The organism is Streptomyces sp. NPDC017993, assembly GCF_044328065.1.
GTDB lineage: Bacteria > Actinomycetota > Actinomycetes > Streptomycetales > Streptomycetaceae > Streptomyces.
The window spans coordinates 107,782-121,713 of the sequence record NZ_JBIRGO010000016.1 but is presented as its reverse complement, the minus strand read 5'-3'; the positions used below and the strand labels follow the sequence as shown (position 1 = coordinate 121,713).

General features: G+C 73.4%; 11 protein-coding genes. 5 read left to right on the top strand and 6 right to left on the bottom strand.

Annotated elements, in window-relative coordinates; translation table 11 throughout:
* Positions 1-92: 92 nt before the first annotated feature.
* A complete protein-coding gene (locus ACH4FH_RS27405) occupies positions 93-1,160 on the top strand; it encodes a S1 family peptidase (protein WP_398558579.1) in 1,068 nt (355 codons plus the stop codon).
* A 97-nt stretch (positions 1,161-1,257) separates the two neighbouring features.
* Here ACH4FH_RS27405 and ACH4FH_RS27400 read toward each other — a convergent pair whose 3' ends face one another.
* The 3 genes from ACH4FH_RS27400 to ACH4FH_RS27390 form a co-directional block, all read right to left on the bottom strand.
* Positions 1,258-2,070, bottom strand: a complete 813-nt coding sequence (locus ACH4FH_RS27400) for a metallophosphoesterase family protein (protein ID WP_398558633.1) — start codon at positions 2,068-2,070, stop codon at positions 1,258-1,260.
* Between the two features lie 136 nt (positions 2,071-2,206).
* Positions 2,207-2,644, bottom strand: a complete 438-nt coding sequence (locus tag ACH4FH_RS27395) for a subtilase-type protease inhibitor (protein ID WP_398558578.1) — start codon at positions 2,642-2,644, stop codon at positions 2,207-2,209.
* 430 nt (positions 2,645-3,074) lie between these two features.
* Positions 3,075-3,734 carry a TetR/AcrR family transcriptional regulator gene (locus ACH4FH_RS27390; RefSeq protein ID WP_398558577.1) on the bottom strand — a complete coding sequence of 220 codons (660 nt, stop codon included), beginning with the start codon at positions 3,732-3,734 and terminating at the stop codon, positions 3,075-3,077.
* A gap of 110 nt (positions 3,735-3,844) precedes the next feature.
* Here ACH4FH_RS27390 and ACH4FH_RS27385 point away from each other — a divergent pair, with 110 nt between their 5' ends.
* Positions 3,845-4,609, top strand: coding sequence for an SDR family NAD(P)-dependent oxidoreductase (locus tag ACH4FH_RS27385; protein WP_398558576.1), 765 nt, complete (start codon positions 3,845-3,847; stop codon positions 4,607-4,609).
* A 66-nt stretch (positions 4,610-4,675) separates the two neighbouring features.
* Here the strand turns inward: ACH4FH_RS27385 and ACH4FH_RS27380 are convergent, their stop codons facing one another.
* On the bottom strand, positions 4,676-5,734 hold the full coding sequence (locus tag ACH4FH_RS27380; protein ID WP_398558575.1) for a DUF3533 domain-containing protein: 1,059 nt from the start codon (positions 5,732-5,734) through the stop codon (positions 4,676-4,678).
* A 296-nt stretch (positions 5,735-6,030) separates the two neighbouring features.
* Between ACH4FH_RS27380 and ACH4FH_RS27375 the strand changes: the two genes are divergently transcribed.
* Both ACH4FH_RS27375 and ACH4FH_RS27370 read left to right on the top strand, forming a co-directional pair.
* Complete coding sequence (locus tag ACH4FH_RS27375; RefSeq protein ID WP_398558574.1) at positions 6,031-9,582, top strand: PHP domain-containing protein; 3,552 nt, start codon at positions 6,031-6,033, stop codon at positions 9,580-9,582.
* Positions 9,579-10,709, top strand: coding sequence for a DNA polymerase thumb domain-containing protein (locus tag ACH4FH_RS27370; protein WP_398558573.1), 1,131 nt, complete (start codon positions 9,579-9,581; stop codon positions 10,707-10,709). The genes ACH4FH_RS27375 and ACH4FH_RS27370 overlap by 4 nt, the downstream gene beginning before the upstream one ends.
* Here ACH4FH_RS27370 and ACH4FH_RS27365 read toward each other — a convergent pair.
* A complete protein-coding gene (locus ACH4FH_RS27365) occupies positions 10,700-11,338 on the bottom strand; it encodes a pyridoxamine 5'-phosphate oxidase family protein (RefSeq protein WP_398558572.1) in 639 nt (212 codons plus the stop codon). The genes ACH4FH_RS27370 and ACH4FH_RS27365 overlap by 10 nt on opposite strands.
* Positions 11,339-11,648: 310 nt before the next feature.
* On the opposite strand from ACH4FH_RS27365, the gene ACH4FH_RS27360 reads away from it, so the two are divergent.
* Complete coding sequence (locus ACH4FH_RS27360) at positions 11,649-12,497, top strand: esterase/lipase family protein (protein WP_398558571.1); 849 nt, start codon at positions 11,649-11,651, stop codon at positions 12,495-12,497.
* 90 nt (positions 12,498-12,587) lie between these two features.
* Here ACH4FH_RS27360 and ACH4FH_RS27355 read toward each other — a convergent pair whose 3' ends face one another.
* Positions 12,588-13,604 (bottom strand): lytic polysaccharide monooxygenase, encoded by a 1,017-nt coding sequence (locus tag ACH4FH_RS27355; RefSeq protein ID WP_398558570.1) that lies wholly within the window; start codon positions 13,602-13,604, stop codon positions 12,588-12,590.
* Positions 13,605-13,932: the final 328 nt, after the last annotated feature.

Genomic DNA, 13,932 nt, shown 5'->3' with positions numbered 1-13,932 from the left:
GCGGGGTGACCCGTTCGTGTCTCGAAGTCCCACACTCTCCGGGCCCGCGTGATCCCCACACGGCGGGCTCTTCCCCCCACGGAGGCTTTGAGTTGAAGCACCGACGCATACCCAAGCGACGCGCCCTCCTGGCCGGTGCCGGAGCGCTGGCCCTTGCCGCCACCGCCACCGTCACCCTGGCCAATGCCAACGCGACCCCGGCCACCCCCACCGTGGCCAAGCTGACCTCCGCCGCCGCGAGCACGCTGGCGTCCCACTTCAAGACCGGCACGGCCGGCGCGTTCTATGACGCCAAGGCCAAGAAGCTGGTGGTCAACGTCGTGAACGAGACCGCGGCCAAGGCCGTGCGGGCGAAGGGGGCGGAAGCGAGACTCGTCCGCCACACGTTCGCCCAGCTCGACTCGGCCCGGCAGACGCTCAAGGCGAAGGCGACCATCCCCGGTACCTCCTGGGGTGTCGACCCGCAGAGCAACAAGGTCGTGGTGACCGCCGACCGCACGGTCAAGGGTGCCAAGCTCAGTCGGCTCACCGAGGTCACCAAGAGCCTCGGCGACAAGGTCGAACTCCGCCACACCAAGGGCGAGTTCAAGCGCTTCATCGCGGGCGGCGACGCGATCTGGGGGAGCGGCTCGCGCTGCTCGCTCGGCTTCAACGTCGTCAAGGACGGCCAGCCGTACTTCCTGACGGCCGGCCACTGCGGCAACGCCGTGCAGAGCTGGTCCGACCAGCAGGGTGGCTCGGAGATCGCGACCACCGAGGAGTCCAGCTTCCCGGGCAACGACTACGCCATCGCCAAGTACACCGGCGACACCGCGCACCCGAGCGAGGTGGACCTCTACAACGGCAGCACCCAGAAGATCACCAAGGCCGGGGACGCCACCGTGGGTCAGCAGGTGCAGCGCAGCGGCAGCACCACCCAGCTGCACGACGGCACGGTCAAGGCGCTGAACGCCAGCGTCAATTACCAGGAGGGCACCGTCGACGGCCTGATCCAGACCGACGTCTGCGCCGAGCCCGGTGACAGCGGTGGCGCGCTCTTCGCCGGCGACACGGCGCTCGGCCTTACCTCCGGCGGCAGCGGCGACTGCTCCTCGGGCGGCGAGACCTTCTTCCAGCCGGTGCCGGAGGCTCTGGAGGCCTACGGCGCGCAGATCGGCTGACCCGCACCGCACGGCGCCGACGGGCCACGTCCCGACCGGCACCGGCACCGGCCCCCGGAACGCTTCGGCGTCCGGGGGCCGGTGCCGTTCCGCGCGCTCACTCCGCGGTCCGCGCCGTCCGTCCGTCCCCGGGGCCGAACGCGGCCAGCGCCTCCTCGGCGGAGTGCCGGGCCCGGACGTAGGTGTCCGCCCACTCCGCCGCCGCCGGGAAGTCCGACTCCCGGGCGATCCGGTCGCAGGCCGCGTCGTAGTCGAAGGGGGTGTGCCGCAGGGTGACCGCGCCACCGTCGGGCCCGAGCAGGGCCCAGTGCGCGCCCGGCCGGCCGTACGGCATCCCGACGCTGCCCGGATTGACCACCAGTCGGCCGTGCGTGAAGCGGACGTACGGTACGTGGGTGTGCCCGCAGACCACCGTGCGTACGGCGTCGGGCACCCCCTCCAGCACCTCGGCCCAGCGCTCCGGCCGCGAGTCGACCAGCACCATCTCCTCGTCGTCACGCGGCGTGGCGTGGCAGAAGAGGACCGGCCCCAGTCCTGCCACCTCCCGGGTGACGGCGGCGGGCAGTGACCGCAGGAAGTCCTTCTCCCGCAAGCGGAGTTGCCCGGCCGCCCAGGCGCTGACCGCGTCGCCGGCCGCGTCCGGCCGGCCCGCTGTCAGCTCGCGGTCGGCGTTGCCGCTGATCCACACCGCACGGTCACCGAGGGCGCGCAGCCGGTCGAAGGTCTGCCGGGGGAGTGGCCCGGCGAGCAGATCACCGGTCAGGACGACTCGCCGGGCGGCGCGGACGTCCGGCTCCTCCAGCACGGCTTCCAGCGCCGGCAACACGCCGTGGATGTCGGAGAGTACGGCGACGGCCCCCGACCCGGATGAACCCGGCGCACCATCAGAAAGCTTTCCCTGCACGTCCATTGCGCGGTGATTGGCCATGCCCCGAGCTTAGGAGCCGTGCGTGCGCCACATGCGACGATCCCCGGGCGCCGCCGTCGGCGCCCGGGGATCGGACCCCGGACTCCGTGGTGGCGCCCGGGGAGTGTGGACCGCTCCGTCAGAACTCGAAGACCGAGCCCCTGCTGCCGTTCAGCGCGCAGGGGTTGGCGTAGGTGTAGCTGTGTGACACCCGGCGGCCTTCCCAGACGCCGTCCGCGGTGACCACGACGGGGTTCCATTCCTTGGTGCACAGCTGCTCGGACGTGGTGCCGGTGATCTGGGTGAAGTCGCCGGCCGCGGACCGCAGCTGGGCGCAGGCGGCTCGCGGGTTCGGGTGGCTGCCGGTCGCGCTCGGCGTACAGGTGAGCGTCACCGCGCGCTGCACCGTGGCGGTCGCACGGCTCTCTCCCTGGCCGACGGTCAGAACCAGAGCCGTCGGGGCGTAGAGCCCACCGCTCCGCGCGGGCTGCGCCGGTCCGGCGGCCTGCGCGGTGGTGGCCAGTGCGCCGAGAACCAGCGCCGCGCCGAGCGCGATCCCCCCAGTGATGTACCGCATGACGAACACTCCCTTGGTCGAAGGTGCAGATACCGGACGGGAGTCTGACCCAAGGGCACCTTGAACGCACGCCGGGCGATCGCTTTGAGTCGTTGGATGTGCGCGGTGAGTAATGGCGCGAATGGCGCGGTGGAGATGTGAAGGAGATGTGACGTTATGGTGCCCCATCTGCGGAGATGCGGCTCTCGCAGCTCCGTCGAGGTGGTGTGGACCAGTCGCGGAAGGAGCGAATCCAGCCGCCGACCGGTCGTTCGGGCGGGTATCGATCTCCGCCGAATGGCCGAAGAGCGGGCCGGAGTACCCCTCCGTATCGATTCCATGCCCGGCAGGGGTAAAGAGGCGTGAAAGCCCTCACGGACCCTGGGGGGCTCCGAAGGGTTACGAGTGGCGCGCCGTCGTGGGCCGGACGCGCTCGTCGTGGGCCGGCGCGCTATTCCTTGCGCCGGTCCAGCTCCGGCAGGCCCGCGGTCAGCGCGCGCAGGCCACGCCCCGCCAACTCCGCCGGCCCGTCGGGGCCGTCCGCCGGTGCGTCGCCCGCGGCCCACTCCTCGACCGCCACCCGCATCGCGGTGTTCGCGGCGGCCGCGGCCAGCCGCAGCTCCAGCGGGCCGGCGCCGGTCAGCTTCGCCAGGACCGGCATCAGCGCCTCCTCGGAGTCGTGGTGCACCCGATGCCAGACGGCGCGCAGCGCAGGGTCGCCCGGCATCGCCCGCAGGAGCCCGCGGGTCCATCGCAGCGCCTCCTCGGCCGGTGCGTCCGCGGGGGTCAGTGCCTGGCGCGCGGCCCGCTCCAGCGCGTCCCGCGCCGGCGGCGCGTCCGGCCCGGCGGCCTCCGCGGTCAGGTCGTCGATCCATTCCCGGACCCCGACGGCGAGGAGGGGCGCCACCGCGTCCTCCTTGGTGCGGAAGTAGCGGTAGAAGGTGCGCAGCGCGACGCCGGCGGTGCGGGCGATCTCCTCGGCGGTGACGGCCGCGCCGCGCTCGGCGAAGAGGGCCGCCGCGGTGCGGGCGATCTCCAGCTGGGTCTCGGCCTTGCGCCGCTCGGTGAGGGAGGGGCGGGAGGGCGTGGCGGGGCGGGGTGCGGTGGGCATGGGCTCAGCTTACGGAGTGACGCGACAGTTAGGCGCATCGTGCGAATGTGGCACGTTGTGCCAACCTGGCGTACGGTGCGGGCGTATCTCGACCACAAGGACGGAGCACCATGAACCGCTTTGACGGACGCCGGGCCCTGATCACCGGAGCGGGCTCGGGCATCGGCCGGGCCACCGCCCACCGGATCCTCGCCGAAGGCGGCCGGGTGGTGGCGGCGGATGTCGACGCGGAGGGCCTGCGGGCCACCGCGGACCTGGCCGCCGCGGACGGCGCCGGCGACCGGCTGGAGACGGCGGTGCTGGACATATCCGACGAGGCGGCGGTCCGCGCCGGGGTCGCCGCGGCGGTGTCCGGCCTGGGCGGGCTGGATGTCCTGGTGAACGCGGCCGGCATCCTGCGCTCCTCGCACACCCACGAGACCGGCCTGGACTTCTTCAACAAGATCCTCGCGGTCAATCTGACCGGTACCTTCCTGATGATCCGGGAGGCGCTGCCCGCGTTGCTGGAGGGCTCGGCGCCGGTAGTGGTCAACTTCAGCTCCACCTCCGCCTCGTTCGCGCACCCGTACATGGCGGCGTACGCGGCGAGCAAGGGCGGAGTGCAGTCGCTGACGCACGCCATCGCGAGCGAGTACAGCAAGCGGGGGCTGCGTGCGGTGTGTGTGGCACCGGGCTCCATCCGCTCCGGGATGACCGTCGATCCGGGCCTGCCCGAGGACGCGGACATGAGCCTGTTCGGGAAGCTGATGCCGGCCATCGGCGAGGGGTTCGCGGGCCCGGAGACCGTCGCCGGCGTCATCGCCATGCTCGCCTCGCGGGACGGCGCGTTCATCACAGGTACGGAGATCCGGATCGACGGCGGCACGCATATGTGACCGGGTGGACGCGCGGCGGGGTACGGCACCTCAGGGCGCCGCACCCCGCCGTACGTCCCGACCGGTTCAGGCCGGTAGCCGCTCCCCGTCGGTGTTCCGGTTGTTGTTCTTCCTGCGGAGGGTCGCGAGGACGACGGTGACCAGGGTGCCGCCCACGGCCCACGCGGAGAGCACCAGCAGCGGTCCGGTCGTCGCGTTCCCCCGGAAGTACGCGATCGAGCGGGCCGCCCAGGTGCCCGCGCCGGGCGGCAGCGCCGGTCCGATCGCCTGCCAGAACGGCGGCAGTAGCGGGTAGGGATAGGCGCCGCCCGCACTCGGGTTGCCCAGCACCACGATCAACAGGATCGCCAGGCCGATGCCGATGATGCCCAGCAGTCCCTGGAAGGCCAGGGTGGTGGCCCCCACGGCGAGGACGACCAGGGCGCCAAGCCCCCACAGCGCGGGGAGGCTGCCCGGCAGTGCGTCCAGGACCGGGCCCACGATGACCGCGCCGGCCAGGCCCGCGAGGATCGAGTAGAGGGCCAGTACGGTCAGCCGGATGACCGCCCGCTGTCCGTTGGCGGGCCGGGCTCCGGCGCTGATGGCGAGGACCGCGGCACACAGATAGCCGCCGACGCACCAGCCCACGACGAGGTAGAACGACGTCAGACTGCGACTGTCGCCCGCGTCGGCCGGTGTCACGTCCACGGTGCGCACGGTGCGCCGCTGGTCCTTCTCCGCCGCCTTGATCACCAGCTCGACCGCCTGGGACAGCGAGGCGCCGCCACCGCTCGCGACCAGCAGCCGGTCGGTGCTGCCGCGCGGATCGACGATCAGCGCGCCGTCGACCTTGCGGTCCTTGAGCTGCCGCAGCGCATCGGACTCCGAGGGTGCGGTGCGCGGATCCAGGGGTGAGCCGGGCAACTGGTCCAGCTTTCCGACCAGCTCCCCGCGGGTCTGCGGGGGAGCGACCACGGCCAGTGGCACGTCCCGCGGCTCGGGGTGGTGGAAGGCGCCGGTGTACGACGTGATGAACGCGACCATCAGCCCCAGGACGCCGATCACCAGCAGCGCGGCCCGGACGGTCACCGCGCTCTTCACCTCCGCCAGGAAGGTGGTGGGGGTGCCGTCGTCCGTGGTGGCCATGCGCCGCTCCCTGCCCCTACGGGGGTCATTCCGTGATCATCTCGGGCGTTGTGGTCCATATCTTCCGTTCGGGCCGGAGGTCGCGCAGATCGGGTGGGGCCGATTGACGGAAAGGAAACGGAAAGGAAGGGGCCGCGGAGGGCGTGGCGGGAAACGGAAGGGGGTGGAAGCAAGGGGCGCTCCTCGGGGCGACCCGCCCTCGCGTGTTCGTACGCATGTTCGAGCGAGGGGTTATGGTGGAGGGAAGCGAGGGACTCAGGGATAGCCGGGGGGCGGATGAGGTGCAGGAGGTGCGGATGCCAGGGTTCACGCATCTGCACACCGCTTCGGCGTTCTCCGTGCGCTACGGCGCCTCCCGCCCGGAGCGCCTCGTCGAGCGGGCTGCCGAACGGAGCATGGACGCCCTCGCGCTGACCGATCGGGACGGCCTCACCGGAGCCCTGCGGTTCGCCAAGGCGGCCGCCGAAGCCGGTGTCCGCCCGCTCTTCGGCGCCGAACTGGCCGTGGTGGAAGGCAAGTTGACCCACTCGGGCAGCGTCCCCCGGCGCTCTCCGGCGGCCGGCGCCGTATCCCGCGCCGTCTTTCTCGCGCGCGACGGAGCGGCCGGCTGGGCGGCACTGTGCCGCCTGGTGTCGGCCGCCCACGCCGAGCGGCCCGAGCGGCCGGTCCTCCCGTGGGGCGCCCTGGAGTCCGCCCCGGCCGGCCTGAGTGTCCTGCTCGGGCCGGACTCCGAGGTCGGCAGGGCTCTGGCCGCGGGGCGTCCGGACCGAGCCGCCCGGCTCGTCGCCCCCTGGCGTGAGCGGTACGGCGAAACGCTCCGCCTGGAGGTCGTCGACCACGGACGAACCGGCGGCGGCCCCGGATCTCGACGGCTGGCCGCCCGCACCCTCGGCTTCGCCGTCGCCCAGGGCCTGCGCGCCGTCCTGACCAACGCGGTCCGCTACGCCGACCCCGGACAGGCGCCCGTCGCCGATGTCCTGGACGCGGTCCGCCGTTCGGTGCCCGTGGACCACCGCCCGGAGGGCAGGGACAGCGGCGAGCGGTGGCTCAAGGACGCCGCCGCCATGAGCCGGGCCGCCGAGCGGATCGCCGAGGCGGCCGGTTTCCGGCGCGACCTCGCCCACCGTCTGCTCGCCATGACGGAGGAGGCCGCGGGGGAGTGCCGGGTCGACCCGGAGGGCGACCTCGGGCTCGGGCGCGTCCACGTCTGCGAACCCCGGCCGACCGGTGCCCGCCACCGCACGGCCGCCCGGGTGCTGCGCTCGCGCTGCGCCGCCGGGATGGTGTTGCGCGGCTACGACCGGGACCGCGAGCGCTGGTCCCGGCTGGACGAGGAACTCCGCGTGATCGAACGGCTCGACCTCTCCTCCTACTTCCTGATGGCCACTCACGCCATTGGCTCCATAAGGCAGTTGGACATCCGGTACGCGGCTCGCGGGGACGGCGCCGGATCCCTGGTCAACCACCTGCTGGGCATCGCACACGCCGACCCCGTCGCACACGGGCTGCCGGCGGAGCCCTTCCTGTCCGAACGCCGGACGGGACCGCCCGGCATCGACATCGACATCGAGTCCGCCCGTCGGCCGGCGGCCCTCAGGGCGCTCATCGACCGCTTCGGCACGGAGCGGGTCGCGGCGGTCTCGATGCCCGAGACCTACCGGGTGCGGCATGCCGTGCGGGACGTGGGCGCCGCCCTGGGTGCGCCGCCGGAGCTGGTGGACCGGCTGGCTTCGGCCTTCCCGCGCGTCTCGCCCCGCGACGCCCGGACGGCAGCGGCCGGACTTCCGGAGCTGCGCGGGGTGCGCGAAGCGGGCGGCGAGCGGTTGTGGGAGCTGGTCGAGGCTCTGGACGGGCTGCCGCGCGGCCGCGCCGTGCACCCGAGCGGGGTGCTGATCTCCGGCGCCTCGCTGCTGGACCGTACGCCCGTCCTGCCGGCCGGCGCCGCACCCGCCCCGGGGCGGGACGGAGCGGGAGCCGTCCCCTTGGCGTGGTCCCTGTTCGACCGGGCGGACGCCGCGGACCTGGGGCTGCTCACGCTCGATGTGCGGGGAGTGCGGGCGCAGTCCGCGATGGCGCACGCGGTCGCCGAGATCGGCCGGGCCACCGGGCGCCGCCCCGACCTGGACGACCCGGTGCAGGTGCCGCCGGACGACCCCGCCACCTACGACCTGATCCGTTCCACCGACACCCTCGGCTGCCCCCGGATCGAATCGCCGGGCGGGCGCGAGCTGATCGGGCAGCTGCAACCGGCCGCCTTTCCCGAGCTGGTGCTCGCCGTCTCGCTGTACCGTCCCGGGCCGGCCGCCGACGACGTGGCGCGGCCCGTCGTCGAGGCCCGGCACGGCCGGCGGGCGGCCCGCCCCGCGCACCCCGACCTGGAGGAGCCGCTGCGCGGGACCTACGGCGTCATGGTCTTCCAGGAGCAGCTCATCGAGACGCTGCGGATCATGACCGGCTGCACGCGGGAAGAGGCCGAAGGGAAGCGGCGGGCCTTGGCGCACCCGGAAGCGCGGGGTCGCGTGCGCTCTTGGTTCGCGGCGCGTGCCGAGCGGCGCGGATACGCACCCGAGGTGATCGCGCAGGCCTGGGGGAGTGTCGAGGACTTCGGCGCGTACGACGTCTCCAAGGCGCACGCGGTCGCCTTCGCGCTCCCCGTCCACCAGTCCGCCTGGCTCAAGGCGCACCACCCCGCGGCCTTCTACGCCGGGCTGCTCACCCACGACCCCGGGCGGTATCCGAAGCGGCTGCTGCTCGCGGATGCGCGGCGGCGCGGTGTGCCGGTGCTGGCGGTGGACGTGAACCGCTCCTCCGTGACTCACCGGATCGAACTGGTGTCCGGTTCGGCGCAGGGGGGTGCGGTCTGGGGGCTCCGGCTCGCGCTCTTCGAGGTGCATGGCATAGGTGCGGCCGAAGCCCGGCGGATCGAGGCGGGCCGGCCCTACCTCTCGCTCCAGGACCTCTGGCAGCGGGCCCGACCGGGCCACCCGGTCGCCGAACGCCTGGCCCGGGTGGGCGCGTTGGACGCCTTCGGCGCGAACCGGCGCGATCTGCTGCTGCACATCGCCGAGCTGGACCGGCGCGGGCCCGGCGGGTCCGGGCGGACGGGACGCCCGTCGCTCCTTGCTCCCGCCGATCTCAGCGACGTCGAACGGCTCAGCGCCGACCTGGGGATCCTCGGCACGGGCGCCTCCCGGCATCTGATGGCCGACCATCAGGAGTTCCTCACGGAGCTGGGCGCGCTGTCGGCCGCACTGCTGCGCGAGGTCAGGGACGGCGAGACGGTGCTGGTCGCCGGGGCCAAGACGGCCACCCGGACAGCGCCGGACGGCTCGGGCCGCGGGGGCGTCCGCACCACACTCGACGACGGCACCGGTCTGATCCACTGCGCCTTCCTCGACATCGCCCCCGGCCCCGGCGGCCCGGCCGATCCCCACGGCCGGGGCGCCTGCGCGCAGACCGTCCTGCACTCCTGGCTGCTGTTGGTACGCGGCACCGTCCAGCAGCACGAATCGGGCAGCTTCAGCGTGTTCGGCGGCGCTGTCTGGAATCTCGCCGAGCTGGCTGAACTGCGCCGCCAGGGCGGCCTGGAGGCGGTCACCGCGCGTCTCGCCGAGGGGCCCCGGCCGACTGCGGGGCCGGCCGGCCCCGGCGCGGCGGACCACCCGGATGCGGGCCCCGGGGGCGCGGCCGGCGCGCACCCGGCGGACGCGGCGGCCGCCGCACCGGGGCGCACCATCCAGCTGGAGACCGGGCATGAACTGCCCCCGGGGGCCGGCCTCCAGCCCTCCGGCGCCCGCGCCGCGACCGCCCGCAAGCTCTGGCACGCCAGCCCGGGGAGCGCGGGATGAGCGCCGCGCCCCACCTGCCCGCCACGCCGCCACCGGGCGAGGGCAAGCCCGCCGTGCCACCGGCGGCCACCGGTGTGCTGCGGCCTCCCGGCATGCTCCATGTGCGCTTTCGGGGCGCCGGGGATACCGCCGTGGGCGCCGAGGTGTACGAGGAACTCCTGGGGCTGTTGGCGCGGTTCACACCGGTGGTCGAGGCGCTGCCGCCGGACGCGGCGCTGGCCGACGTCCGCGGGGCACAGCGCTACTTCGACCGGGACGCGGCGGGCATCGCCGAACTGGTGCGGCTGCGCGCCCTGGCGTGGCACGGTGTGCGGTGCACGATCGGGATCGGCGCCAATCCGCTGCTCGCGAGGATGGCGGCCCAGGAGGCCGGGCCCGGAGAGATTCGGGCCGTCCCCGGCGACAGTGAATCCGTCGCCGCGTTCCTCGCCGGCCGGCCGGCCTCCGCGCTGTCCGGGGTGGGGCCCGCGACCGCCCGTACCCTGTGCGCGTACGGCCTCGACAGCATCGGCCGGATCGCCGCCGCACCGCCCGCCACCCTGCAGCGGATCCTCGGGGCGAAAGCCGGCCGCGCCGTCCACGAGCGGGCGCGCGGCATCGATCCGACACCGGTCTCGCCCAACGCGGCCGCCCGCTCTATGGGCGCGGAACACCACTTCGTGCACGACGAGCTGGACCCGGCAGGACGCCGCCGGGCGCTGCTCTCCCTCGCCGACGACCTAGGGGCACGGATGCGGGCGACCGGGCAGGCGGCCCGCGCGCTCACCCTCACCGTCCGCTACGCCGACCGCTCCACGACGACCCGCACCCGGCGGCTGGCCGAACCGACCGCGCACGGGCCCGCGCTGACCGAAGCGGCCTACGCGCTGCACGCCGCACTCGGCCTGCAGCGGGCGCGGGTGCGGTCCGTCGCGCTGCGGGCGGAGGACCTGTGCCGCGCCGAACTCGCCACGCGCCAGCTGATGTTCGACCCGGCGGAGGACAAGGCGCACCGCATCGAGGCCGCCGTCGACCGGGCCAGGGCCCGCTTCGGAACCGCGGCGGTGCGGCCGGCGGCGAAACTCGGCTCCGGGGGCCGGCCGCCGTGGCCGGCCGGCAGGCCCGGACCTCGGGCCGCTCAGCCGTAGAGCCGCTCGGCGTACCGCGGGCCGTAGTGCTCCTCCAGCGCATCCAGCGGGAGGTCCTGGGCCTCGACGCCCTTGACGATCCGCGCCCGCGACGGCAGCGCGTCCGGCTCCCAGCTCTCCGGCTCCCACAGCCGCGAGCGCAGGAACGCCTTGGCGCAGTGGTAGAAGACCTCCTCGATCTCCACCAGCAGGGCGAGTCGCGGCCGGTTGCCCTTGACCACGAGGTCGTCGAAGAACGGGGCGTCCCGCAGCAGCCGCGCGCGGCCGTTGACGCGGAGGGTGTCACCGCGCCCGGGGATGACGTAGTTCAGCCCGACATGCGGATTGGTGAGGACGTTGGCGAAGCCGTCCAGGCGCCTGTTGCCGGGGCGGTCCGGGATCACGAGGGTGGTGTCGTCCAGGACATGGGTGAAGCCCGCGGGGTCGCCCTTGGGCGAGACATCGCACCGGCCCCGGTCATCCGAGGTGGCGATCAGGCAGAACGGGGAGCGGGCCAGCCACTGGCGGTCCAGGGCGTGCAGCCGGTCCCGGGTCTTGTTCGCGGCGTGCGCGGTCGGTTCGCCGATGAGCTCGCGCAGCTCCGCCTCCGACGAAATCTCGCTGAGCCCGGCCAGATCTGCCCTCGTCACCGCAGTCTCCCCTCGGTCACTCCCCGGTCCGCCACGTGTGTGGCGACCGTGCGACCGACTTTACGGGAGCCCTCCGACAAAGCGGCCGATCGCGACGTACGCGACGTGGGACGGCGGGTGACGCACCGCAGACCCCGGACGTCCGGTGAGAGTTGTGTGCTGCTTCCTTCACCGTCACGCGGCTGGCCCTCACTGCTTACCCGGCCGTAACTTTAACTTTCAGTCAACAAGCTTGGCCCTTGCGATCCGGATCGCAGGTGAACGGCTCACCGGGCACTTCGGAGACCCCTCACCCCGCAAGGAGCACCGTATGAAGCTGCGTTGGACGCGCACACTCACCGTACTTCCCACCCTCGCCCTGGCCCTCGGTCTGACCACGGCCGCCCCGGCCGCAGCCGATGCCACCGTCAGCAGCGGCTGGAACAACTACTCCTGCAAGCCCTCCGCCGCGCACCCCCGGCCGGTGGTCCTGGTGCACGGCACCTTCGGCAACTCCGTCGACAACTGGCTCGGTCTCGCGCCCTATTTGGTGGCGCGCGGCTACTGCGTCTTCTCCTTGGACTACGGCCAACTCCCCGGCGTCCCGTTCTTCCACGGGTTGGGCGCGGTGGAGGCGTCCGCGCAGCAGCTCGCCACGTACGTCGACCGGGTGCTGGGCGCCACCGGGGCGCGCAAGGCCGATCTGGTCGGGCATTCCCAGGGCGGCATGATGCCGCGGGTGTACCTCAAAAACGGTGGCGCGGACAAGGTGAACGCGCTGGTCGGGCTGGCCCCCAGCAACCACGGCACCGATGTGAACGGGCTGACCGATCTGCTGGATCAGTTCCCCGGTGTGAAGGACTACGTCGACGCCTTCACCCCCGGACTGTCCGACCAGATCGCCGGATCGGACACCCTCAACCGGCTCAACGAAGGCGGCGACACCGTCCCTGGTGTGCACTACACCGTCATCGCCACCCGGTACGACGAGGTCGTCACGCCCTATGGGACGCAGTTCCTCGACGGCCCCGACGTGCGCAACGTCCTGCTGCAGGACTTCTGTTCCGCCGACCGCTCCGAGCACGTGGCCATCGGGCTCTTCGACCGGATCGCCTTCCACGAAACAGCCAACGCCCTCGACCCGGCCCACGCCACCCCGACGACCTGCGCGTCCGGCTGACGAGGGGCGGCCCCGGCCCGCAATCCGGGGCCGGGGCCGCCTTCGTTTCCGGGCGGGGCGGCCGGCCCGTCACCGGCCGGCCGCCATGGCTCAGCCGCGCTGCCGGGCGGCCTTGCGACGGCTGGTGGCGAACAGGAACGCGGCGCCGACGGCCAGTACGGCGGCGCCGCCGACCGCGAGCGGAGCGGTGGAGCTGTCGCCACCGGTCTCGGCCAGCCGCAGGCTGTCCACCGGCTTGCTGTTGCCGTTGGGCTGCGGGGCGTTGGCACCCTCACCGCCGCCCAGGGCCGGGTCGTCCGCCCCGGCCGACGGGGCGGACGGCCCGGCCTGGGTGTGGGCGTCCGCGTCGCCGTGGCCGTGGTGCTCGACGGAGGACCTGCCGGCGCCCGCGGCGATCTGGGTGTCGGTCGGCGCGGACGCGGACGGCGCCGGTTCCGCGGTCTGCGAGGAGCCGCCCGCGGTGCTGCCGCCGCCCTTGCCGAACGTCACGTCGGAGCAGGTGTAGAACGCCTCGGGGCTGTCCGAGCGCTGCCAGATGCTGTAGATCAGGTGGCGTCCGGTCTTCGCCGGCACCTTGCCGTCGAAGACGTAGTCGCCGTTCTCCATCTTCGGGTCCGTCACGTCCACGAACGGCTTCGACTCCAGGTCCGACCACTTCAGCGGCTTCGTCGGGTCGTAGCTGTCCTTCGTGATGTACAGCTCGAAGGAGCCCTTGTGGGGGGCGGTGCCCTTGTAGCGGAAGGTGTGGCCGCCGGCCTGCATCGCGCTCGACGGCCAGTCGGCGCGCGGCAGGTCCAGGCCCTTGTACTTGTCGTTCCCCGCGCTGCACAGCTTCCCGTCGGGGATGATCTCCTTCGACTTGCCCGCGGCGTTGGCGATGTTGACCGCGTTCCAGTCGTAGAAGGCCTGCACGCCGCTCGCCGCCACCGCGGCCTTGCACGCCGCGGACCGCGGGCTCTCGGGGCCCTCCGCGTAACAGGCCGACACCCGGCTGACCGGGTCCGTCATCGAGCCGTGCGCGGCGGCAGGGCCCGCGGCGAGAGCGGTGAGGGCGAGCGGGGCGATGCCCACCAGTGCGATCCCGGTGGCCTTGCGACGAGCGGTCATCGTGGGGGTCTCCTTCATCAGGTACATCGAGCGGGGTGAGGACAAAAGGGGGCGGTGGGGGGTCGGCAGGCACGGCCGGTGCCGCCCCCCGGTGAACGGCGCCGACGGCACACAACTCCGCCTTGCGAACAGCACGTTAGCCCCGCTGAACAGCCGATTTGAGGGCCGAAGGCCGATCCCGGGGATCCTTATGGTGCGGTTAAGGAAGGGCTAAGCGGGGGCACAGGCACGCGAGGTGAAAAGGGGCATCCGGGGCGGGAGTTGCGGGCGTGTGCCGTCCTCCCGGTCGCGCCGGGCCGCTCCGGCCGGACCGCCCCTGACGCACCGT